The 24,085-nt window shown below is 31.6% G+C and carries 24 protein-coding genes; 8 read left to right on the forward strand and 16 right to left on the reverse strand.

Annotation, left to right across the window (positions count from 1 at the left end):
* Positions 1-87: 87 nt before the first annotated feature.
* From Q0975_RS27215 to Q0975_RS27255, 9 genes are all read right to left on the reverse strand, one after another.
* A complete protein-coding gene (locus Q0975_RS27215; protein ID WP_299443750.1) occupies positions 88-426 on the reverse strand; it encodes a cyclic-phosphate processing receiver domain-containing protein in 339 nt (112 codons plus the stop codon).
* A 98-nt stretch (positions 427-524) separates the two neighbouring features.
* Entirely contained in the window at positions 525-842 is a 318-nt protein-coding gene (locus Q0975_RS27220) for a hypothetical protein (RefSeq protein ID WP_299443753.1), read from the reverse strand.
* A gap of 149 nt (positions 843-991) precedes the next feature.
* Entirely contained in the window at positions 992-1,564 is a 573-nt protein-coding gene (locus tag Q0975_RS27225) for a carboxymuconolactone decarboxylase family protein (RefSeq protein ID WP_299443756.1), read from the reverse strand.
* Positions 1,565-1,627: 63 nt separating this feature from the next.
* Positions 1,628-2,194, reverse strand: coding sequence for a TetR/AcrR family transcriptional regulator (locus tag Q0975_RS27230; protein ID WP_299443759.1), 567 nt, complete (start codon positions 2,192-2,194; stop codon positions 1,628-1,630).
* Between the two features lie 266 nt (positions 2,195-2,460).
* Complete coding sequence (locus tag Q0975_RS27235; protein WP_299443762.1) at positions 2,461-2,922, reverse strand: hypothetical protein; 462 nt, start codon at positions 2,920-2,922, stop codon at positions 2,461-2,463.
* A gap of 112 nt (positions 2,923-3,034) precedes the next feature.
* Positions 3,035-3,574: a hypothetical protein gene (locus tag Q0975_RS27240; protein WP_299443764.1), complete on the reverse strand. Its 540-nt coding sequence runs from the start codon at positions 3,572-3,574 to the stop codon at positions 3,035-3,037.
* Between the two features lie 219 nt (positions 3,575-3,793).
* Positions 3,794-5,050: a protein kinase gene (locus Q0975_RS27245; protein WP_299443767.1), complete on the reverse strand. Its 1,257-nt coding sequence runs from the start codon at positions 5,048-5,050 to the stop codon at positions 3,794-3,796.
* A gap of 184 nt (positions 5,051-5,234) precedes the next feature.
* Positions 5,235-5,690, reverse strand: coding sequence for a hypothetical protein (locus tag Q0975_RS27250; RefSeq protein WP_299443770.1), 456 nt, complete (start codon positions 5,688-5,690; stop codon positions 5,235-5,237).
* Between the two features lie 205 nt (positions 5,691-5,895).
* Positions 5,896-8,196, reverse strand: a complete 2,301-nt coding sequence (locus Q0975_RS27255) for a type IA DNA topoisomerase (RefSeq protein ID WP_299443773.1) — start codon at positions 8,194-8,196, stop codon at positions 5,896-5,898.
* A gap of 157 nt (positions 8,197-8,353) precedes the next feature.
* Here Q0975_RS27255 and Q0975_RS27260 point away from each other — a divergent pair, with 157 nt between their 5' ends.
* From Q0975_RS27260 to Q0975_RS27275, 4 genes are all read left to right on the forward strand, one after another.
* A complete protein-coding gene (locus Q0975_RS27260; protein WP_299443775.1) occupies positions 8,354-9,514 on the forward strand; it encodes a histidinol-phosphate transaminase in 1,161 nt (386 codons plus the stop codon).
* Between the two features lie 231 nt (positions 9,515-9,745).
* Positions 9,746-10,810 (forward strand): chorismate synthase, encoded by a 1,065-nt coding sequence (gene aroC / locus Q0975_RS27265; protein WP_299443778.1) that lies wholly within the window; start codon positions 9,746-9,748, stop codon positions 10,808-10,810.
* Positions 10,811-11,134: 324 nt separating this feature from the next.
* Positions 11,135-12,457 (forward strand): dicarboxylate/amino acid:cation symporter, encoded by a 1,323-nt coding sequence (locus tag Q0975_RS27270; RefSeq protein ID WP_299443781.1) that lies wholly within the window; start codon positions 11,135-11,137, stop codon positions 12,455-12,457.
* 110 nt (positions 12,458-12,567) lie between these two features.
* Positions 12,568-14,010 (forward strand): aminotransferase class I/II-fold pyridoxal phosphate-dependent enzyme, encoded by a 1,443-nt coding sequence (locus Q0975_RS27275; protein WP_299443784.1) that lies wholly within the window; start codon positions 12,568-12,570, stop codon positions 14,008-14,010.
* A 36-nt stretch (positions 14,011-14,046) separates the two neighbouring features.
* Here the strand turns inward: Q0975_RS27275 and Q0975_RS27280 are convergent, their stop codons facing one another.
* Genes Q0975_RS27280 through Q0975_RS27295 form a run of 4 tightly spaced genes read right to left on the reverse strand, consistent with a single transcriptional unit; the run spans position 14,047 to position 18,823 of the window.
* Positions 14,047-14,721, reverse strand: coding sequence for a LytTR family DNA-binding domain-containing protein (locus Q0975_RS27280; RefSeq protein ID WP_299443787.1), 675 nt, complete (start codon positions 14,719-14,721; stop codon positions 14,047-14,049).
* Positions 14,718-15,746 carry a histidine kinase gene (locus Q0975_RS27285; RefSeq protein WP_299443790.1) on the reverse strand — a complete coding sequence of 343 codons (1,029 nt, stop codon included), beginning with the start codon at positions 15,744-15,746 and terminating at the stop codon, positions 14,718-14,720. The genes Q0975_RS27280 and Q0975_RS27285 overlap by 4 nt, the downstream gene beginning before the upstream one ends.
* A 22-nt stretch (positions 15,747-15,768) precedes the next feature.
* A complete protein-coding gene (locus Q0975_RS27290) occupies positions 15,769-16,485 on the reverse strand; it encodes a hypothetical protein (protein WP_299443793.1) in 717 nt (238 codons plus the stop codon).
* Positions 16,486-16,495: 10 nt separating this feature from the next.
* Positions 16,496-18,823 carry an outer membrane beta-barrel family protein gene (locus tag Q0975_RS27295; protein WP_299443796.1) on the reverse strand — a complete coding sequence of 776 codons (2,328 nt, stop codon included), beginning with the start codon at positions 18,821-18,823 and terminating at the stop codon, positions 16,496-16,498.
* Positions 18,824-19,017: 194 nt separating this feature from the next.
* Here Q0975_RS27295 and Q0975_RS27300 point away from each other — a divergent pair, with 194 nt between their 5' ends.
* A complete protein-coding gene (locus tag Q0975_RS27300; RefSeq protein ID WP_299443799.1) occupies positions 19,018-19,413 on the forward strand; it encodes a hypothetical protein in 396 nt (131 codons plus the stop codon).
* 83 nt (positions 19,414-19,496) lie between these two features.
* Positions 19,497-19,886, forward strand: coding sequence for a hypothetical protein (locus Q0975_RS27305; RefSeq protein WP_299443802.1), 390 nt, complete (start codon positions 19,497-19,499; stop codon positions 19,884-19,886).
* Between the two features lie 68 nt (positions 19,887-19,954).
* Here the strand turns inward: Q0975_RS27305 and Q0975_RS27310 are convergent, their stop codons facing one another.
* Positions 19,955-21,823: a mucoidy inhibitor MuiA family protein gene (locus Q0975_RS27310; protein ID WP_299443805.1), complete on the reverse strand. Its 1,869-nt coding sequence runs from the start codon at positions 21,821-21,823 to the stop codon at positions 19,955-19,957.
* Positions 21,824-22,085: 262 nt separating this feature from the next.
* Between Q0975_RS27310 and Q0975_RS27315 the strand changes: the two genes are divergently transcribed.
* Both Q0975_RS27315 and Q0975_RS27320 read left to right on the forward strand, forming a co-directional pair.
* Positions 22,086-22,265: a hypothetical protein gene (locus Q0975_RS27315; protein WP_299443808.1), complete on the forward strand. Its 180-nt coding sequence runs from the start codon at positions 22,086-22,088 to the stop codon at positions 22,263-22,265.
* 341 nt (positions 22,266-22,606) lie between these two features.
* On the forward strand, positions 22,607-22,744 hold the full coding sequence (locus Q0975_RS27320) for a hypothetical protein (RefSeq protein ID WP_299443811.1): 138 nt from the start codon (positions 22,607-22,609) through the stop codon (positions 22,742-22,744).
* Between the two features lie 24 nt (positions 22,745-22,768).
* Here the strand turns inward: Q0975_RS27320 and Q0975_RS27325 are convergent, their stop codons facing one another.
* Both Q0975_RS27325 and Q0975_RS27330 read right to left on the reverse strand, forming a co-directional pair.
* A complete protein-coding gene (locus Q0975_RS27325; protein ID WP_299443814.1) occupies positions 22,769-23,179 on the reverse strand; it encodes a thiol-disulfide oxidoreductase DCC family protein in 411 nt (136 codons plus the stop codon).
* A gap of 58 nt (positions 23,180-23,237) precedes the next feature.
* Entirely contained in the window at positions 23,238-24,053 is an 816-nt protein-coding gene (locus tag Q0975_RS27330) for a sugar nucleotide-binding protein (RefSeq protein WP_299443817.1), read from the reverse strand.
* Positions 24,054-24,085 lie beyond the last annotated feature (32 nt).

Consider the following 24,085-nt stretch of genomic DNA (forward strand, 5'->3'; position numbering starts at 1 on the left):
TCAGGAAGACCATACGATGAAAACTTCATTTCTAAATTAGGCTAAAAAGACTTGTTTTTTAACTCAGTTCTTTGTTAGGCACAGTTTTTATTTGGTTGTTCTTAAATGCTTTATATAATTATTTAAAAGGCCTCTTATTTGCTCAGCGGCAACAGGATTTGCAGAATGAACTTTAAAGTCTAAATTCCGTAAATCAAGACCAGATTCATAAACCAACCATTTCGCAGCCGCCAATCCATCAGGTGCTACTTTTCCGTCTTCTCCAAGACCAAGGTCATTGTCAAAACTTATATAATTGGGTAGACCATTTGTTTTGATGTAATCTATAAAGGCAGAATAGGTTCTTACAATATCGAACTCCGATTCCGTGGATTTATCATAAATCATTTCTATAGTTCTGACATCATCTAAAAAGAGTTTTTTCATTTTGTTATTCCTCTTAATATTTCCAATCTATTATCTGGCGCGTTAGGTGATAAAAAATCAGGAATAGTATTCTTATTCCTTTTTGGTCGAGTTAGAAATTAAACAGGCCATTCAGTTAGCCTTTCTTCTTTCATGTGAATATATTTTCCAGATTCTGGTTCGTCAATGTATTCCTCTTGTAATATCAATGCTATTGGTTCTTCAGCGCCCTTTGTTTTTTTAGAAAACTCTAGAGCGTCGTTATATTCCGCAAACACATAAAAATAGTCATCTCCGTTTTCTAAATCTTCAGCTCCATCTTCAGGATGACACCAAACTCTATATTCCAGAACTTCGTCCCAAACATATCCACCTCCAGCTTTGACAAGAGCAGGATAATTTCCAATTTCATTTATGTCTTTTACTTTTGGGTACATTGTTCCTCAAATTGTGCCTAACGGTTTGTATATGGAAAGTAGCGAATTGATATTCACTAATTTTTCATAAAGCTAAATATAAATAAAAAAGCACAAACCTTTCGGATTGTGCTTAGATAGCTATTTTTTATATACGTTGTTATAGCCTTTTATTTCTTTTTCCAAACTCTACTTTTAAAAGCTTCATCAACAGGTGTGTTAAAAATGTGGTTGAAATAATTACTCATAGTTTTAATTCCTACACCTGCGATTACACCTAAAATATTTTTTTCGGTATAACCTGCATTTATAAAGTTGTCAATATCGACATCTGTTGGTAGTCCTCGTTTTGAAGTTATAGCTCTAGAAAATGTACTTAATGCTTTAAGTTTTTCATTGGGTATTTCTGTATTGTTTCTTATTGCATTAGTAACTTCAATAGGTACGTTAGTCATTTTGTCCCCAACAAAACTATGGGCAGCCATACAGTACTCACAATCGTTTTCAAATGCTATTGATAAAAAAACAACCTCTTGTTCTTGTGGATTAAATCCTGAATTAGCTCTAAAAGAGCTGTATGCCGAAACGTATCCATCTAACAAGGCAGTATTATTGGCCATACCTGTATACATGTTAGGAATTAATCCTAATTTCTTTTGTGTTGTTTCTAAAATTTGACTTGAAATGGCATCTGCATTTTCTGTGGTCTTAGGTTCTAAATTCATTGTTCTTGTAATACTCATAATTATTATTTATTTAGATTAATTAATACTAAGCAATCGCTTAGTTATTTTGCAAAAAAAAAGTTATAAATTTTCGAATGTATTTTCTATAAAATCATCTAATTCTCCTTGGTTAAACATTTTTGAAGCAACAGATAACCCTTGTAACGAGACCATTAAATAATTTGCTTGTTTATTAATTATTTCTGCTGTTTTTAAATTGTCCAATTCTAATTTTTCTATGAATAATGTTTTAACATTTGTAGCAAAATTCACAATTTCTGACATTATTTCTTGGTCAGCTTTTTCTCCTAATTCGTTTACGGTATTTGTAATTAAACATCCTTTATTAAGTCTACTATCTTTAGAGAAGTTTATAAAATCATAGAAATATTGTTTAATTGATTTTACTCCATCAGAAGAATTTTTAAGTTTATCTATTAGTTCTAACTTAGCTTTTCGTTTGTAGCAATCAATACTTCTTAAGAAGACACCTTTTTTATTTCCAAAACTAGAATAGATTGAAAACTGATTGATTCCCATTTCTTTTTCAAGCATTCTGACAGAAGTACTTTCATATCCATTACGCCAAAACAATTCCATTGCTTTTTCTATAACTTCCTCTTCTATATATTCTTTTTTTCTAGCCATAAATTACTATCGTTAAGCAAAACTAATCAATCGCTTAGAAATAAAAAAAATAAAATGTAATATTTATTATAAATATTGGTTTGTAATTGGCTATAACGCCAAATATATGAATCGGAGCAAGGCAAGTACACCTGAACCAATCGATTTATCTGCGCATTTTTATTTCTTGTTTAATTTATAAAAATTTAGCGCCATAGCAAAAAGGAAATGACCTTTCGATCTGGCACTATACTTTGCTCTGATTTCATATATAATGTTGTACATTTTTATTTTATTTTATCAAATATTAATTTTGCATCTATATTATCATTAAGTCCTATTTCATATATTAAAACACCATTTTTTTTCATAAACCTAAGTCCTGTTTTATGATAAAAAGTAAACCAATTAAATGGATTACGTGCCAGATAGTAATCAGACTTAAGATCATAAACTAACTCGACATCGAATGGTCTGGGTATTTTTTTGTTAAAGAGTTTTATGTCAAACAATTTCTTTTGAATTACAAATTGTTCTTTATCAATACTTAGCTGAATTTTACCAAATAGTAACCACATAACATCAAATAAGGTTCCTATTATAAATACTACCAACATAATAATTCCTAGAAGCTCAATTTTTTTGTTATTGGTTATTAAAATGTAGATAAATATTATGAGAAAAATGGAATTATATATAACATATAATGTAAACCTGTTTACATTATAATAAGCAATTTGAGTTCTCATATTTTTATTATAATAAACACTGAATTTGAGTATTCCTTTGATTTAATTATGTACAACGTATAGTATAACAAGCGTAGCCTGCCGATAGGCGGCAATGATTTGTTATACAGTGTTAGGTGTTTTTTTTAATCCAAAAGTTATAATTGCATATAACACTTTTAAGTTCTGAATTAAACAAGAAGTCCCTCGGTTTTAATTTGTCAATTTTTTCATGGAAGTCTTTCTGATCCTTCATTAATTCCTTTAATCGATTCTTAATTTTATTTTTTTTGACCTTGATCACTGCATTATCCTTAGTAATATATAGTTTTGACTTTTTTAAATCTGAAGAAATATTAAAACTTGAAGTTGTTATTAGTTTTTCATCAAGATTGTTATCGATGTCATTAGAGTATGTGCTATTATAACTGTTCGAAGAACCCCTTTTATATTCATAGAGAGAGACTATACCCTCACAAAGGACTTTCATTAGATATTTACTTCCTTTATATTCAATTTTATCATATCGATCTGTTCCCACATTTATATTTTGGATTTCAGATGTTTTAATCTTTAGTATTTTTTTATCGGTTTTATTTAACTTATAACTAACAAAACCAGAGTAACCTTCATCATATATAATATAACAATTAATTGTATCTTTTTCCGTCATGATTTTCCCTTTTGCAAAAACAGAAGTATTAATATTTTGACAAATAGCTGTTGTACTATATATTAAAAGGAAAAAAGACAATACGTTTTTCATTAATTTTTCAAATTTATTATTAATCTATATTATTTTCTATTCAAGATAATCAAATGGTAATTACACCTAACGTCCCTTGTATGGTGCGTCTGCATCCCGAAGGGTGCATATGCATTATACAAATTGTTATAGGTTTTTTTCAATTTGTTTAATTAATTCAGGTAAAATATTTGATATAATAGCTTCTTTCATTTGCTGATCTTCATATTCACTCAGAGTATCATTATTTTTTACTCTGCAAATTTCTATGTTTTTTCCATTTATTTCAATGTGTCCAACAATTTGTTCTCCAACTAATCTAGTTACAACATTGATTGTAGAGTTTGTCATTTTACCAATTGGATAGGCTCTTATCTGATTTCGATTTTCTAAATCTCCCAAATTATATACTTTTCCCATCTCTTCAGTTCTAAAACCTTCTGCTTTGGTATGTATAATCGAATACACACTCCTTTTTATCTGTTTATTTAATTCAATTAAGCTCTCTTTTAATTGATCAAGATTTTTACTTTGAACTTCTCTAGCGTGTAACTCAAGATACTCTTCAATTTTTGAATTATTAGGTTTTTTTTCTTTTTCCATAAAATCGAGTATTTCGATAATTTCATCACTTGAAGACCATCGTTTAGATAAGTCTTGTTGAAAAGCTTTGTCAAAAATGATGTTCCAGGCGATAGAGTGTTCTAAATTTGATAAAAATTCAACAGATTTATCCTTTTGGTGAGGATATTCTCCATTTTGATTCACTAGGTTTCTTGGATATTCGTTGGTTATCAAATATAAAATTATTCCAGAAGCAAGTGTCAAATCACTTCTAATATCTCTTTTACTATTGCTTCCAGCCGAAAATTCTGGCAATCTTAAAAATCTATTTCCAAGTTCATGACCAGTTTTTGTCAATTTATCTAAGTCTTTAAGATTAACGGAAATCCCAAAATCAACTAAATAAAGCTTGTTACTTGAAATTATAATATTTTCTGGTTTGATATCTCTATGAACCACTTCCTGGTTATGAATTTCCTTAAGAATTGTAAATAATTGCCTTGAAATATTTATGACTTGTTTCTCGTCTAGTTTATTGTTCGCAACATATTTATCTAAGCTTTTTCCATTAATATACTCAGCACAATAATATAACTCATTGTCACTTTTAAAATCATTTACATTCGTATCAATGATTTTTGGTATTCCATCAACCTCCAAAGACTTAAAAAGAGTAGTTTCTCTAAAAAATCTAGCTCTTCTTTCGGAGCTATTGTTGGAATCTTTTAATATTTTCAGGAAATAGCTAGATTTTGTTTCTATACTCTCAACAAGAAAGCAATCACCTTGTCCACCTCCTATATTTTTTCCTTTTGTTTTATATTTTTTTGTCCAACTCAATATATTGTTTTTGAATTACCTATAACGTTTAATATATGTGTCGTAGCAGGGCAAAATGTTACCCTATTTTCGACAAAAACTGCGCATTGGTTGCTAACTTTTACTTTCTGCAAGCATTGCGCCTTATTAAAAATACGACAACCATTCGATTCATCACTTTGCTGCTATGATCACATATATGGTGTTACCCAATGTTTTCTTTATTCAGAGTTCCGTAAAAAGATTTGGGTTGCGCCCAGCTATATAACCTCCTTATTGTCAATTTCCAATTATTCTCAAACAAGTCCGTCCAATACTTTTCTTTTGGGTAAATTATCTTGTCATTTTTTCCGTAATGATCGTCATATTCAAATTTTTGCCATTCATTTGAGATAGAATTTAATCCGAAGTGTTTTTCAAAATCCTTTAGACCTTGAGTTCCCATAACGTGATCTGGTATTGGATAAATTTTATTACTCTTATTTATTACTAGAATAAATATTGATTCGTCATCCAAAGCCAATCTTGGACTAATTGCAATTGATTTTATTTCATCTAGTTTAATTTTAAATGATTTGCAGTATTTAGCAAGTCCAATTTCTTTTGCGGAGAATTCGTGAAATTCTAGTTCAGATGCAGTTATGTGAATTCCGGATATCATTTGTCAATATTGGGTAACATGCGAATATAGTTACTAAAGGTAACTATATATCGATTATATCTTTAGTTATAACCGTTTACAAACGTATAATAAACGTTTAATTCTACGGCTACGATTATTTTTTATTAAAGAAACAGATAATTCCATAATTAAAAAAGAATCACATAAAGTGTTTTTTATTATGAACGCAGCACATACATATTCTTTAGTTAAGATCACCTTTTAAAATAGCATACACTAATTCCTTCGACATAGGTTGTCCTGTGGCTTTACTTCTAACCGTTTCGAAAGAACATCTAAAATCACAACCGTTTTTGAATTCACTGCACCCGTAAGCTGTTTTACCTTTCAGTATATATCCATTATTACATTTAGGACAAGGCATTTGATCCGTTGCTGTATCTGAGGTTGGAGTAGGAGCGGCTTTCTTTGGTTCTAAAAGTATTTTAAAATTAGTATCAAAACGCAATAATCCTTCTGCAGAACCAGCATCGGTTTTGAAACCTTTTAGATTAACCGTACATCCCTTTTTAAGTAATCGGATATATTGTTTTTCGGATATTTTCTTACTTAGATAGGTAAAAGGCAACTGAAAATCACAGCCTTCTTTAAATGCGCTACAACCATAGGCAGACTTTCCTTTTAGGATCTTTCCTTTGTTACATTTTGGGCATGATTCTGTAGTGATTCCGGAAGCTTTTTTTATTACTGTTTTTTGTTTTTGCGTGGTAGTGTGAGATATATTGGCTCTTACTTTTTCGGTTCTCACTTCATAAACCAAATGATCTACCATTTGTTTCATGTTCTTTATAAACGCTCCTGCATTAAATGTACCTTTCTCAATCTCCTTGAGTTGTTTTTCCCATCTTCCGGTTAATTCGGCAGAAATCAGTAGCTTATTTTGTATGGTATCGATTAATTGAACACCAGTGCTTGTAGGCAAGATTTGTTTTTTGTTACGTTCTATATACTTGCGTTTAAATAGTGTTTCTATGATATTTGCTCTGGTAGAAGGTCTTCCGATACCATTTTCCTTCATCAGTTCTCGCATCTCATCATCATCAACCTGTTTACCAGCTGTTTCCATGGCTCTAAGTAAGGTAGCTTCTGTAAATTGTTTAGGAGGTTTGGTTTCCTTTTCTAGAAAAGAAGGTTCGTGTGGTCCTTTTTCTCCTTTTACAAAAGCAGGAAGAATTCCGGTTTCTCTTTTACTGGGTGCATTTGGATTTTCGAAAACAACACGCCATCCTTTTTCTAAAATCACCTTACCTGTAGTTTTAAACGTAACGGTATCGGCCTTTCCAATCACTGTCGTATTCGCTACCTTACAATCATCATAGAAAACGGCTATAAAACGTTTTGTAATAATATCATACACCTGTTTTTGGTTGTATTGCAGGTTCATTTGTTCTCCAGTTGGGATAATCGCGTGGTGATCTGTAACTTTTTTATCATTAAAAACTTTGGCAGATTTTTTAATCTTTTTACCTAACAACGGTTTTGTTAGCGTATTATAATCTGTTAGTTTTTCTAGAATTCCTGGAACTTTAGGATATACATCATTTGGCAGAAAAGTGGTATCCACTCTAGGATAGGTAACGACCTTTTGTTCATATAATTTCTGAACAACTTTTAAGGTTTCATCTGCAGAAAACCCAAATTTTGTATTACAATATACTTGCAATCCGGTAAGGTCAAATAATTTGGGAGCATATTCTTTTCCATCTTTTTTAGTAATAGAAATAATCTCAAAATCACTTTCTTTTACCTTATTAGCTAACAGTTCACCATCTTCTTTTTTTAAGAAACGTCCTTCTTCATAACTAAATAATGTATCTCTATATAATGTCTGCAGTTCCCAGTAGGGTTGTGGTTTAAAGTTTAGGATCTCCTTATATCGATTCACTACCATTGCCAAACTAGGAGTTTGCACTCTTCCTATGGATAATACTTGCTTATATCCACCATGTTTCACCGTATATAATCGGGTAGCATTCATTCCTAATAACCAATCACCAATGGCTCGGGAGAAACCTGCATAATATAAATTATCATATTGCTCAGAAGGTTTTAGATTATTAAACCCTTCTTTTATTGCTTCAGTTGTTAATGAAGAAATCCATAAACGTTGTATTTCTCCGGTATATCCAGCCTGATGAATTACCCATCGTTGTATCAATTCTCCTTCTTGTCCTGCATCCCCGCAATTGATGATCAAGCTAGCTTTGTCAAATAACGATTTTACAATGTTAAATTGTTTTTGAATCCCTTGATTATCTACCACCTTGGTTTTAAACTTCTCCGGAAGCATAGGTAGATTATTCAGATCCCAACTTTTCCAATATGGTTTGTAGTCATTAGGTTCATACAAAGTACATAGGTGTCCAAAAGTATAGGTAACGGCATATCCATTTCCTTCATAATAACCATCACGCTTTGTATTGGCTCCCAGAACGGTAGCAATTTCTCGCGCAACACTTGGTTTTTCGGCTATACAGACCTTCATGAATAATACTCTTTATTATGGAGTCGAAAATTAAGGAATTTAAAATAAAAATGATAGTTATACTTATGGAGTATATCACGTTTTAGTTTGCCAAGATCACGATCTTGATAGGAAAACTACTAGATATCAGCCAATTTTGTATAAAACCTTTAGCGATATGGATACATTAGGATTTAATAGAAGAAAATTTTTACAAATTGGTAGCACCGTTGCAGTAGCAAGTGCCGTAACACCTATAACATACGGAGCTTCTTTATTTAAAGATGATATTTTAGAACTTTCTACGGATAATGAGAATCTAAGGTTATTCTCTAATGAAAACCCTTATGGACCTTCTCCAAAAGTATTAGATGCTATTACTAAATATACTAACCGAGTTAACAGATACGCATCTTTTCATACATATGATACTAATAATCTGAAAAAGATGATTGCAGAGCGTAACAATATTAAAGAAGATCAGGTGATTTTAGGACATGGTTCGTTTGAGATACTGTGTATGCTCACCAGAACCTTTGGGAAGGAAGAAAACAGTATTATCGTTCCAGCGACTACATTTAATGTTACAGCAGCTTTTGCGGATAGAATATTTGATCATAAAGTAAAAAGAATAGTACTTAATCAAGCGATGAATATTGACTTAGAAGCTACGAAAAAAGCCGTGACTAAGGATACAAAACTGGTATATATCTGTAATCCTAATAATCCTACCGGAAAAGCATTGCCTGTTGCAGAACTAGTATCTTTTTGTAAAGAAGTTGCTTCATCGACATGTACAGTAGCCATAGATGAAGCCTATATAGAATTAATGAATCCTTCTGATACTCCAGATACCATAAAATTATTAAAAGAGAAACACAATGTTTTAATCATTAGAACTTTTTCTAAAGCATATGGCTTAGCAGGTTTACGTGTGGGATATGCAATGGGATCATCGGAAACTATAGCATTACTTAATCATGAATTTTATAATTTTGGAGGACTAATAAGTAATCCAGGAGTCGTAGCCTCTATAACAGCTCTGGAGGATACTACTTATGTTGATGAATATCGAAAAAAGAACCAAGAAGTAAGAACTTATGTAGAAAAAAGTTTAGATACTTTTGATATAAAATATCTAAAAAGCAATACTAATTTTATACTAGTGGATGTAAAAGATGCCAAACGTTTTAGATCCGAATTAAAACCATTTGGGTTTGCTATTGTTCCTGGTGGAGGAAAACATTATCCTACCTGGGCAAGGATTAGTATTGGTACATTGAAAGAAATGAAAATTTTCTTAAAAGCTGTAGATGGAATGAATTGGTTAAAAGCTTAAACCTGTTTTACGCATTGGAACTTCGTAATGAAGCTTTATGGTAGCTGAAAGTTGTTATAGATTTTCCAATGCATAAAGTAGGTTAAATGAGTTCAAAATAATCATAGTGTAAAAAAAGAGTTTGAAATCTGAAAGAGTTGCAATTTTTAGGAAATAAACGATGGTTTTTCTGTCAAATTACTAGCACGTTTTTAAAGATTAACAAGTACATTTGTTGAAAATTGTTTTTTAATGGCAGGAAATACATTTGGAAACCTATTTAAGGTAACCACTTTTGGAGAATCACATGGAGTAGCAATTGGCGGAATCATTGATGGATGCCCATCTGGTGTACAATTAGATCTTGAAGCGATACAAGCTGAATTAGATCGTCGTAAACCTGGACAATCGGCTATCGTTACGCAACGCAAAGAACCAGATACGGTAGAGTTTTATTCAGGAATTTTTGAAGGAGTAACTACAGGAACTCCTATAGGTTTTGTTATTAAAAATGCCAATCAAAAATCAAAAGACTACTCTCATATAAAAGATTCATATCGACCTTCACATGCTGATTATACCTATGACCAGAAGTATGGTGTTAGGGATTATCGTGGTGGTGGACGTTCATCTGCTAGAGAAACAGCGAGTAGAGTAGTAGCTGGTGCTATTGCAAAACAGGTGCTTTCTGAATTAACATTTAATGCGTATGTGAGTGGTGTAGGGGCTATTAAATTAGAAAAACCGCATACAGAACTTGATTTTTCATTGACAGAAAGTAATATTGTTCGTTGTCCAGATACAGAGAAAGCTGCGGAGATGGAACAATACATCAAACAGATTAGGAAAGAAGGAGATACCGTAGGAGGATTAGTGAGTTGTGCGATTTCTGGAGTTCCGGTTGGATTAGGCGAACCTGTTTTTGATAAACTACATGCAGAATTAGGAAAAGCTATGCTTTCGATCAATGCGGTAAAAGGTTTTGAATATGGAAGTGGTTTTGCTGGAGCTGAGCTAAAAGGTAGTCAGCACAATGATTTATTTAATGCAGATGGTACCACCAAAACGAATCTTTCTGGAGGAATCCAAGGAGGTATTTCTAACGGAATGGATATCTATTTTAATGTAGCCTTTAAACCTGTGGCTACCATTATGCAAGATCAGGAAACAATTGATAAAGATGGAAACATGGTAAACATGCAAGGTAAAGGTAGACATGATCCTTGTGTAGTGCCAAGAGCCGTTCCTATTGTAGAAGCTATGGCCGCCTTGGTTTTAGTGGATTATTGGCTGATGAATCGCACGATTAAGAAGTGATTTAGTAGGTTAGTTTGTGAGTCTCTGAGTGTTTGAATGATTTTTTCATTACAGTGTAGGCTGGAATCCACAAACTAGGAATTTCCATATAGTTACTTTTTCTTCTCATATTACAGAATTGTATAATCACATTTATAGGGAAGTTTCAAAATGGAAATAGATTCCAGCCTACGCTGGAATGACATGCTGTTAACGCATATATTTTGAAATAGAAAAAACGAGGGCATTCGTGCTTATAACCTCGTAAATCGTAATTTATAGAACGTTTTTTTGTTTTTAATTTATATCTTCGACTTTTTGTATTCAGAAAATTAGATAATTCACATGAAGAAACTTGCACTGCATTGGCAGATAATGATCGGAATGATCGCTGGGATATTATTCGGATTTTTAATGACTCAGTTTTCCTGGGGAAAAGGAATTACCGGAGATTGGATTGCGCCATTAGGAACTATTTTTGTGAATCTTCTGAAGCTAATTGCGGTTCCGTTAATTCTAGCTTCTTTAATAAAAGGTATTTCGGATTTAAAGGATATCTCAAAATTTAAAAAGATAGGAGGAAGAACTATCGTAATTTATGTTCTTACTACAGTTATTGCCATTACTATTGGATTATTACTGGTTAATATAATGAAACCAGGAAATGGAATTACTCCAGAGACAATAGAAAAACTAACCACAGAATATGCGGGTAGTGCTAAAATATCAGAACGTATTGCTGAAGCTGGAAGGCAAAAAGAAAGCGGACCGTTACAGTTCGTGGTAGATATGGTACCACAGAATGCCGTAAAGGCAATGAGTGATAATAAAATGATGTTGCAGGTAATATTCTTTGCGATCTTTTTAGGTATAAGTATGTTATTGATTAAAGAGGAACAATCTGATCCTTTAAAAAAGTTTTTTGATAGCTTAAATGAAGTAGTCCTTAAGATGGTCGATTTAATTATGCTTACAGCTCCCTTTGCTGTATTTGCATTATTGGCTAATGTTGTAGTGACATCGGATGACCCCGATATATTGTTAGCATTATTACGATATGCAGGAGTTGTAGTATTAGGATTAGGATTAATGATTGTGTTTTACTGTATTTTAGTTTCTGTGATTACTAAAAAATCTCCTTTATGGTTCTTGAAACAGATTAGTCCGGCGCAATTGTTGGCGTTTTCTACAAGTTCTAGTGCAGCGACTTTACCAGTAACTATGGAAAGAGTAGAAGAACATATTGGAGTAGATAAAGAAGTATCGAGTTTTGTGTTACCAGTTGGAGCAACCATTAATATGGATGGAACTAGTTTATATCAGGCGGTAGCTTCGGTATTTATTATGCAGGTATTATGGCCAGAAGGATTGACTTTTAGTAATCAAATTACTATTGTATTGACAGCCTTATTAGCTTCTATTGGTTCTGCGGCTGTTCCTGGTGCAGGAATGGTAATGTTAGTAATTGTTTTAGAAGCAATTGGTTTTCCATCAGATAAATTACCAATTGGATTGGCGTTAATTTTCGCAGTTGATAGACCACTAGATATGTTACGAACTACTATTAATGTAACTGGAGATGCTACGGTGGCTATGATGGTTGCTAAGTCTGTAGGTAAACTAGGAGATCCTAAAGTAAAAGATTGGGATGATCATTATGAGGGATAGTTTATTCTTTACGAATTAAATTGTTATTGTTTTTCTAAAATTGAGTGCTTTTTGCCTAATATACAATTAGGGTTTCTACCTTTATTGAGAATTGATTAATCAAACTCAATATGAAGGAAGACATGCCTTTGGATAAAACACTAAAAAAATTATATAACCCATCAGATTTTAGAGAAATTGGCCATCAATTGGTTGATATGTTTGCGGATCATTTAGATCAGGTACAAACGCAAAAAGAACAACCAGTTCTTACATATCAAGATCCAGAAAAAGAATTAGCCTATTGGAAAGAAGATATGTCTTCTGATACTGATATGATGGATTTCTACCAAAAAATCCTTGATCGATCTATTCATGTGCATCATCCGCGATATATGGGACATCAGGTAGCAGTACCTTCTGTAATCAGTAGCCTTTCTGGATTAGTAACCGATTTATTGAGTAATGGCACTGGAGTCTATGAAATGGGCATGGCATCTAATGCTTTGGAAAAAATTGTTACTGATTTTGTTGCACAAAAAATTGGATACGGATCAGACGCTTCCGGTTTTCTTACTTCTGGAGGGACTTTAGCAAATTTAACAGCATTATTAGCTGCAAGAAAAGCTAAAGCACCTGGAATGGTATGGGAAGAAGGTCATAAAGAGAAATTAGCGGTTTTAGTTTCTGAAGAAGCACATTATTGTATAGACCGCGCTGCAAGAATACTAGGATTTGGTGCAGAGGGAATTATAAAGGTCCCTTCTAATAAATCTTATAAAATAGATACTTCTTTATTACAAGAATATTTAGAAAATGCACAAAACAAAGGTTTAGCTGTCATCGCAGTTGTCGGATGCGCTTCTTCAACTTCTACAGGATCCTATGATGATTTAGAAACCTTAGCTACTTTTGCTACAAACAATAATTTATGGTTTCATATAGATGGAGCTCATGGAGGTGGCGTTGTTTTCTCAGAAAAATATAAATACCTGGCTAAAGGAATTGACAAAGCAGATTCTGTTGTGATTGATTTTCATAAAATGTTATTAACTCCTGCTTTAAATACCGCTTTAATTTTTAAAAACAGTGAAGATTCTTATAAGACTTTTGAGCAAAAAGCGCAATATCTTTGGGATTCTCAACAATCTAGGGAATGGTATAACTCTGGAAAAAGAACTTTCGAATGTACTAAATTAATGATGTCACTAAAGGTGTATTCAATTATTAAGATGTACGGTGAAGATATTTTCGAAAAGAATATGGATCGATTATATGATCTTGGAAAAGTATTTGCTAAACTCATTGAAGAAAAAGAGGGATTTGAATTACTCATAGATCCAGAAGCTAATATTGTGAATTTTAGATATACAGATGTTCCTTCAGAAGTAATCAACTCATTCAATTCCCGAATACGCGAGGAGTTGATCTTATCAGGAAAATTTTATATCGTACAAACAATGGTAGGAGATAATCGTTACCTAAGGACTTCTATAATGAATCCGTTAACAGAAAAAGAGGATTTTATAGCGCTTTTGGATGAGATACAAAGAATAGCTCATACGCTCATATAATGGTTTTATATGGATATTAGATTAGAGAGAATGTTTTTAATAGTTTATAAGCTTTAAAAAAGTATTCTTATACGTTTTACCTATTGGGATTACTATGTCTCCAATAAAAACTTGGTTTCCTGATACTTTTTCGATCTTATCCATATTGATGATATAGGAACGATGTATTCTAATAAAATTGAAATTCTGTAATTTTTCTTCCCAGTTTCGAAGCGTATCTAAAATCAATATATTCTTATGGTTTGTAACCACTTTTACATAATCTACTTCTCCTTTTAAAAGACATACATCATCAACGTGTATGTTATAAATTGTTTTATCAGCGTATAAGAAAAACTGTTTAATATGCTCCTTTTTTTCTATATTTTTATCTTGTATGCGATTTACAGCTTTAAAAAATCGTTCATAAGAAAATGGTTTTACCAGGTAGTCTATAACAGCTTCTTCAAAAGCTTCAACAGCGTAATCCGGATATGCGGTTGTAATGATAACTTTAGGTGGATTAACTAAAGTTCTTAAAAAAGATAATCCATTCAATTCGGGCAATTGAATATCTAAAAATATGAAATCAATTTCTTCTAATTGCTTTGAATCAATGTCTAATCCGCTTTCATAGATGCCTTTACAATGTAAAAATGGAGTTTTATCTACATAGTTTTCTAAAACTTCTTGTGCTCCATGTTCATCTTCTATAATGATACAATTTATCATAATATAATAGTAAGTGTTACTTTGAAGAGATTATCATTTTCTTCAATTAGTAATTGATGTTGCTTAGGGTATAGCAATTGTAATCTTTTTTTTGTGTTTTTTATCCCAATACCGCTTTCTTTCCAATTTGTTTCGATTTCCGATATTTTGTTTTCGTTATATGAGTTTTCACAATAAAAATAGAATTGCGCTTCATTTAATATGGTTTTTATCTTTATGAGATGTTTTCTGCCTTTTAGAGTACTGGTATACTTAAATGCATTTTCGATAAAAGGTATCAATAATAATGGAGCTATTTCCTTTTGTGGATTATGAATATCTTCTAAAAAACTAACTTTTACTTTAGTTGACAATCGTTCTTCTTGTAAACTAATATAATCTTTTATGTGAGTAATTTCTTTATCCAGTGTTACTTGTTTTTTTTGACCTTCGTGTAATAAGTATCTAAAACTATCTGATAATTTTAAAATTAAATCTGGTGTTTTTTCATCTTTTTTTAAAGCATTTGCATAAATATTATTCAGTGTATTAAATAAAAAATGAGGATTTACTTGTGCTTTAAGTGCGCTAAGTTCTGCTTGTTGTTTTTCTTGTTTTGTGGTCTCTAATTCTAACTGTTTTGCATATAGTTTCTTTACGGAGAATAGTGCAAAAAAACCTAAACTAAAGGAGGTATACGTGACTAAGCTAGAAATCATGGATCTCCATCGATGATCTTTATGATCCTCTTCCATATGAAAAAAAGAATCTGCATAATAATGAAAAAAGGCATTGCCAATAAAGAGAAGTAGTACTAACAGTATATATTTTTGTTTGTTTTTTAAAGGAAAAAACCACAAATACATAATATACGTAGGAATACTATTAAAAAATAAAGCTACTAACTCATGAGGGAAACTCATAGGATAGCCTCCTTCTCGCCCCAGAAACTTTACATACGGAAACAAAAGGACAATTCCCCAAAAGAGCAGATGTAACAGTGGTTCCGTTTTTTTTAATTTAATATATCTCGAATCTTTCTTCATAAATAGTACTAAGGTATTACTTTTATTGATGATGTATTGTCAAATCTTTTATAGACGCTTTCGCAAGAATATTTTTACCTTCTATAGTACCACCACTTATTCTAAAAATTATGTGTCCACCCAAAAGAGGAGATGTGTCCTTATGCTCAAAAACGATATCATCGTTTAGAGAAAACCAAACTTTTCCTTTTTCCTTTCCAATTTCTACAGTAACCCATTGATTAGGTATCATGATGTTATCTTGTTTTCTTAGGTGAAACTCACGTTCTAAAGAAGAAATGTTTTTATAGAAAAATGGAGTGTATCCATGAGATTTATTATTAAAAGTCAGGTTATAATGATTCATTTCTCTTCGCCATTTCCAAATATCTTCATTTTTGCTATTTTCTGGAGGTATTGTTAGTTGCAAAGTTTCACTACTGTCGGAAGCCGAGAATAATACTATTAGTACTGAAGCTTCAGACAAAGCTTTTATTTTGTATTGTAATACCATATCACCTTGATAATTTTTTGGGCTTATTAAAAAAAGACCATCAGAACTATCAATCTCTTCCATAATAAATTCTTGATGTTGAATCGAAGTTTTTCCTTTTCCTAGAGTTTTCCATGTAATAAGTTCTTCTGAAGTGATTTTTTCTTCTATATCTTTATTTGATTCACATCCAGTTAGTATCAAACCAAAAATTATTAATGCTACAAACGAATGAAAACCTACCTTTTTTATATAATATTTCATCATGGCTAATTGTTTAATTATTAGAGTCATTATGTCTATATTCTCTTTCTTTTCTTTTTCTCTCTTTATTTTTGTTTTTAAAGAGGGAGTAATTAATACTAAATAAAAATCCGAGAGTTTGTGATTGGAACTTCCATACAGTACTTTGATCAAATTCTGCGGTACGTATATTTCGTTTCATCAAATTATCATCAAGTACATCTATTACTCTTAAATTGGCTGTCAACTTATTTTTTAGCAATTTTGCTCTTATTGCCCAATCAACTCTATTTCTGGGCTCTATAAAATCGAAAGCATTTTGTCGTTTTGGTGTATACCGATACGTAATATCAGTGCTTATTTTTTTAGATATTTTGAAGGTGTTTTTGAATTGTAGATTGGATGAGTATAAATTATCCCAGGTATTCAGGTTGTTTTTATCCACCTTTGTATAGTAGTAATTTCCTGTAAAAAATGCATCCCAAAACTTGGCCATTTTATAAGATACAGTTGTTTCTATACCCAAAGAATGGTTGATCCCTATATTCTGAAATGAGATTACTTGTATGTTTTCATCCTCAATATCCTGTACCCATAGAATAACATCTTTTCGGTAGCGGTAAAAAGTAGCAACTGACCAATTCAATTTTTTACCATTATTTTGATAATTCAATTCAATATTATCACTGTATTCAGGTTTTAAATTTGGATTACCATCAAATCTAAAAAATGGATTTCCTAGTTGAAATGGATTAATATGGTGTAAGTTAGGCCTTGAAACACGTTTGCTGTATCCTATTCCGAATGTGGTACTTTCATTAAATTTATAAGAAAGATGTATCGATGGGAATAGGTTAGAAAATTTTAAATCTGTGTTTGATGAGTTTAAAGTATTCTCAGATTCTGAGGAAAAGATTTCATACCGTAATCCTATTTGCCAATCCAATTTATAAGCACTGAATTTGGTAAGTCCATAAAAACCCATAAGTTCTTCTTTATAAGCAAATACATTATTTGTTTCGTCCGTTTGGTTTGATCTAAAATATTGATTGTTTTTTGAGTTGCTTTTGTTCCAAGAAACCCCTGTTTCTAAGAGTACTTTCTTTGAAATAGGTAAGGAGTAATCCAAAGACAATGTATGAATCCTATTATCTTCTGTTATAAGTTGATCGAATAAGAATATAGTATCTTCAAAATCGGAAGCTGGATAATCATTTTTATTGTTGTTGAAGTTATAATCTAACTCCAAGAAATGTCCTGCCTTAGAAAATTCACGACGATAATTCGCATTAAGTACAGATGTTAGATGTGTATGTTCGGAATTTCTAGTGTATGTAAAATCCTCTCGATCAGTTAAGTTAAAATATTGAGATCTGTTATAAAAACTATGATAATCATCGGTATAATCAAAGGCGATAGAAAATTCATTATGTTTATCGGTAAAGAAATCTAATCCGATAGCTCCTTTTCTGATCATTCCGTTAAAATCGTAGGGTGTGAATATTCCTTGAGTATCACCATCTATAAATGTTCTATTGATAGTTTGTTTACTGTCCATTTCTCTTCCTGATTGTGAAGCATTAAATCTAACATTCATAAATGATAGGTTATAATTACCTTGGACTCCATATCCATATCGTTTTGTCCCAATAGAAGTATTGAGATTCATGTTTAGTCCTGTATTTAGCTCTCTTTTCAGAATTATATTAATGATACCAGATAGCCCATCTGCTTGGTATTTTGCAGATGGAGAAGTTATAATTTCTACACTTTTTATGGTAGACGAAGGTATTTGTTCTAATAATTCTGTGGCATTTAAGGAGGAAGGTTTGCCATTGATTAATAATCGTACATTATCACTTCCTCTTAAAGATAAACTACCGGTTCCAAGGTCTGTTTGTATATCTGCAATTTGATCAAAAGCTTCTAATGCTGTTGTTCCTGATTGTTGGATGTCAGCTCCTATATTTATGATTTTTCGATCGATTTTAAGCTGTGTAGTTGTGCGATTTCCTTCTATAATCACTTCATCTAACGTACTGACTTTTGATGTTAGTTCGATTATAATGTTTTCAGAAGTATTAAGTTCTGTAAACTGACCTAGTCGGGTTTCATACCCAATAAAACTAACTTCGTACGATGTAAATGCTTCTGTGAGTTTTATTCGAAACAGACCTTTGTCATCTGTAGAAGCACCATCAATCAATTCTCTTTTATCATTATAGATGGCAATAGTTGCAAAGGGAATTATCTCATGGGTAGATATATCTTTCACAATTCCTGTGAAAGTATCAATTTCCTGAGCGGTCGTGATTAGCGACCCTAGGATTGAAAATAATATAAGAGTTACTGTCCGTATCATTTTTTGATTTTGATATTTCAAAAGTGATACTCTTATCTTTTTTATGAAATTTTAATCTGTGAATGTCCCTAATTTCTCTGTTAACAATACTTTTAATAAAATCATAAATATTATATAATTAACATTTTATAGCGCAACTCTGATCAAGATTAGACATCTACATTATTGTATTTATTAACCTTATACACAAAACAATGAGACGTTTATATTTTTTAATGGTTTTTGTTGTATTTATTAGTTGCAGTAATGATGATGACACTAATAATACAGCCATAGGTTTACAAGGGGAGTGGAATCTGGTGAATATTACTGGTGGATTTGCAGGAGTAAATCAAGATTTTGAAAAAGGAACAATTATTTGGGATTTTAATGAGTCCGATACTATGGTAACAGTAACTAATAATAGTACTATTACAGGTGTATATGATGGTTTTCCTTCTGGAACATATACCTATTCTATTGTTGCGCCTGCTGATATTGATGAACTAGTTGTTAATGAAATTAACCTGGGAACATTTAGTACTACATCTGATAGTTTTACCGTTAATCAGCAGTTTAGAGATGGATTCGAGATCAGGTTTGAACGGTAATTAAATTTAGTCACTCATTTTTAGACGCAACCAATATAGAAGTATACCATCTATTAAGAGAATTAACTTTTAAATTATAAAACATGAAACGCTTCTATCTAGTATTACTTTCGATTATCCTTTTCAGTTGTAGTAATGATGATGATAACTCAGAACCTACACTTCAGGGTGCTTGGAATCTCGTTAATGTATCAGGAGGTATCACTGGGTTGGATGAAGATATAGCTAAGGGAGTTGTTGTTTGGGATTTTAATACAACCTCAGGGATGGTTACGATCGTTAACAATAGTACAACAACTACTGCAAATACATTGTTAGCATCAGGAACATATACATATAGTGTTTCGGCTCCAGCGGATGCAGACTTGCTTATTGTTAATGAAGTTGATTATGGCAGATTAAACTTGGAAAATACTGTGTTTACTATAACAGAAGGCGCTATTGATGGGTTTACTTTTCGTTTTGAACGATAATAATACTTAAATATTCTTGCCGCTTTTGTATAAATTAAAAACGGCAAGAGTATTCAGAAACGGAAGGGTTATAAATTAACTCTTTTGTTTTTAGGATATTTCAGTTGATAAGAAAAGTGTTTTTCCAATTGTGCTTTAGGTTTTACTGTTAATTTCCATTTTATGATTCCCGTTTTAGGATCGTAGTTGGCTTCATTAGTTTCGATGTTGTCGACTTTGATTTCTTTATTTTGAGAAATAGGAATTCGATCTTCGAGAATCAAGTGAATCGTATTTTGTTTGTTATTTTTTAATTGTATAGAATACCCAAGATCTACAATTCTATTGCTTCCATAAAAAGATTTGCTTTTAAAGTTTTTTAAAGGCTCTCTTTTTACTACAATATTCGGATCAGTTCCTAATGAGATCATCAAGCTATCGGTTGTTGCTTGTGGATCAATATTTGTTTTACCGGCGTAACTACCTTCAAAATAAATGTTTGCTTCTCCTGCTAATAGATCAAACTGTTCCCAATTTCCTAGTTTGGCAGTTAAAAATACATTTTCATTGAGTTCTGGAGCTACATAATAACTGTAATCAGCATTCATATCAAAATTATCAATTTCTATAGTAGTGATATCACTATTGGATTTGATAGTATATTTCTTTTTGATCACAAATCGGGTATTTGTAATCCCTTCTTCTTTGGCTTCAACAGTAACATTATAGGCTTCTTTTTTTCTTTTTGTTTTCTTCCTGGGTGCTTTTCTATACCCTGATGAAGTTCCATATGCTGTTATAACGACTTCCTCAAGTGCGCTGCTATCTTCTTCAAGGCTTAGGTTGACGACTGAACTTCCTATAGTTATTTCTTCTGTAGTATAACCAAGGTATGAGAATGATAATTGTTTTCCCTGTTGGATGGGAATGGTATACCTACCGTCAAAATCTGTTACAGCGCCATTACTAGATCCTTTTTCTACTACATTAACTCCAGGAAGCGGAAGTCCTTTTTCATCTGTAATAATGCCGCTAACAGTTTTTATATTTGGATTATAGGTAGAGGAATATCTATTTACGGCACTTCTTTTTTTATAATTACCATAACTAAAGTTTAGGTACCTTGTTGTAAGATCTGGCCTTATGTTATTAGTATTAGGATCACCTGTGGATAAGATAACTTTTGTGTTATTCCAATCGCTACCGGTTTTTTGATATACATTGGCTTTGTAGGTTATCTTAAGAGGAGTATCCGTGTTTTTTGATTTGATGTCATACAAAGGAAACCATCCTGCGTCGCTTACATTATACTTTAGTTTTAATGCAAGATTCGTGGCAGTAGACACATTTATTTTCACCTTGATTTCTCCTCTTTCTTCTTTTGTGTGATCACTAAGTCTATCAATTTGATTGGTGATACTTCTAATTTCATTGTGTAATTTATTTTTTTGGAGATTGATATTGTATGTTTCATTCTCTATAGCTACAGATCTTTCTCTATAATAGGTAGATATTTGTTTTACTTTGTCTAATGAAAGCGCAGTTTGACCGCTACCTATTTGTTGATTATTTTCTAATACCTTCTTTTCCTGATTGAGCCCTGAGAGTAGGTTTTCCAAGTTGTTTTTCTGTAATAATAATTGTTCTAGCTGATGTTCTAATGACTCTAGTTCTTTCGAATTCTTTTTCTTTTCTAAATAATTGATTCCATAATTTATGGATAAAATAGAGGCGTTTTTTAAACCTGAAATTTGTATACTGTTTTCATCTATTTTGTTAGAAAGATCATAGAATATAATTTCATTCACTCCAGGCAGTATGTCTGTTAAAGCAGTTCTTTGTATTCTAGCTCCTGATACATAGACGGTTACTTCTTTAATGGTAGAGGATACTCTTTTCTCGTTATTACCAAAAATGATAGTTGGTAGTAGTACTATAAGTAAGGTAAAGATTCTCATAATTATATGATGTTTTTGGATTTTAAACGAAAATATAACTGTGGTACATAAAAATAAACTCATATTGAGTGAAGTATCTTTTTGATTGAGTAAATCCTTATAAGTACTTAGTTTACAGTCTGAAAAAGCTGTGAGTACCTTGTAAATAAAGAAAATAGGGGGAAAACCCCTATATGATTTCTAGCTAAAGTCCCCTTAATTTGTGTGATAGATAAATATACTTTTGTACCACACTTATTAATAAACCTTAAATACACTCATTATGAAACGGCTTTTTCTACCCATAGCTTTAATATCATTTGCAGTTATATGTCTAAGTATAGTACATATAGATAATGTGAATAAGCTAGATGAAGAATACAATCAATTACGAGAGAAGCATAAAATAGAGAACAGCTCTGAGAGTGAAATTACAGCTACTCAGAAGTTGGATACTAAATGAACAGCTGAAAAAGATACGTTACAAACCAATAAACAAAAGGGAACATTGGAAGAATAAAAAAGGAAAACAAAAAAAGTAACGGATAACCGCCAAATGACTGTCTTACTAATTGTAGTAAGGCAGTTTTTTGTTTATTAAACAATTGATATATGAATATTTAATAGGATAATATAAAGGGTTTTTTATGGGTGTTAGAATAGTAATCTAACGAATTCTAATTAAGTGCCTACGAATTCTAAAAGTACTGCTGTGGTAGAACACAATCATGATTACTTTTAAACCGTAATTAAAGAATGGTCTTTTTTTGCTCCCAAGTTATTTTAAACCCAAAATAAAATAGAATGAAGCAATTGTTATTACCGGTAGTTCTGATATGTTTTACAATATTCTGTTTAGGATTTGTACATATGGACAATATGAATGAACTGGAGAAAGAGAGAAATAGTATTGAAAAAACGGATACTCAAGAAATATCTTGATGTCGAAAATATATTTTAACCGATTTAATCAATAAATAGAGCTTTTAGCTCCGGAGTTGGAATCACACAATTATCTCTTTTGCCAAACCATTTGTATCTGTTTTTAGCAATAATGTCATAGATCCAATCTCTTAAGATTTTAGGAAAAAGAAGAAAGACAGAAAGTAACGGATAACCACCAGACAGCTGCTTTGCTATATGTAAAGCAGCTGTTGATTTATGATAATATGCCACAGAAGGTTCTATTAGTAGAATGGTATCTAGTTTTGAAGTGTCAATACCAATTTCTGAAGCTAATTTTTTACCTATTTCACTTTGTAAAGATGCATATCTGAATACATCATTCTTATCTCTTTTAATAATGAAATTAACAGCACCATTACAGAGATTACAGACTCCATCGAATAATATGATTTTTTTTCCTTCGATATTCATAGTACAAAGATAAGTACGAATTAGGAATTCTTGATAGGCATTATCATTTCATTAAGAATCATTTCAGAATAATAGAATCAATAACTTGTTTTGTTGTAGTTTGTAGATTCTTTGGTAATAAATTATCCTTAGGTAGAACAGCCAGATAACGATCGTTATTAGAATCAAAAACTTGTTTAAAAATCGGATCCTCTAGCTTTAGAGTATTACATATCTCGGTTATAAGATCCAGATGATAAATAAGGTCTGTGCTTCCGAGGTGAAAGATACCTTTCTTACTTCGGTTAATGATGTAGTGCAGTTGCTGTGTAAGTTTAGAAATAGAGGTGGCATTGATAATCACATTAGGAAAAACTTCTATGGGAGCCTTAAGGTCGTGCAAAGTTTTAAGTTCTTGTACGCGAGGAGTATTGGCTCCAAAAACCATAGGTATTCTTGCGATGACATATTTATGTGCAGGTAATCGCATTAATGCATTTTCTATTTTAATTTTCAATCTTCCAAAAACACTATCGCTAAGTGTTTTATCATGTTCATAAGAAGGATAGTTACTAAATGTATCAAATACATTGGCACTGGATAGAAATATCAATTTGGATCGATTTTTCTTTAGCCATTGTATAATTCTTTGATGTGCATCTAATTGAGAATTAAAATTGCCTCTGATAGCAGAAACAATTATTGTAGGTTTTAGATTATCTAATAGTATGGAAATATCTTCCAGTTCCATATCGTATTGGAAGAATTTCTGGTTTTGTTCATAAAAATCGTTGTCCGTATGGTACGTACCATACGTATCAAAATAAGAATTAAGCTCTTTATAAAGAGCTTTTCCTATAAAACCACTGGCTCCTATGATTAAAATTTTTTTCAATACTACTATATGCTAAAAAAAGTTAAGTTTCA

The organism is uncultured Aquimarina sp. (genome assembly GCF_947500065.1).
In the GTDB taxonomy this organism is placed as follows: Bacteria; Bacteroidota; Bacteroidia; order Flavobacteriales; family Flavobacteriaceae; genus Aquimarina.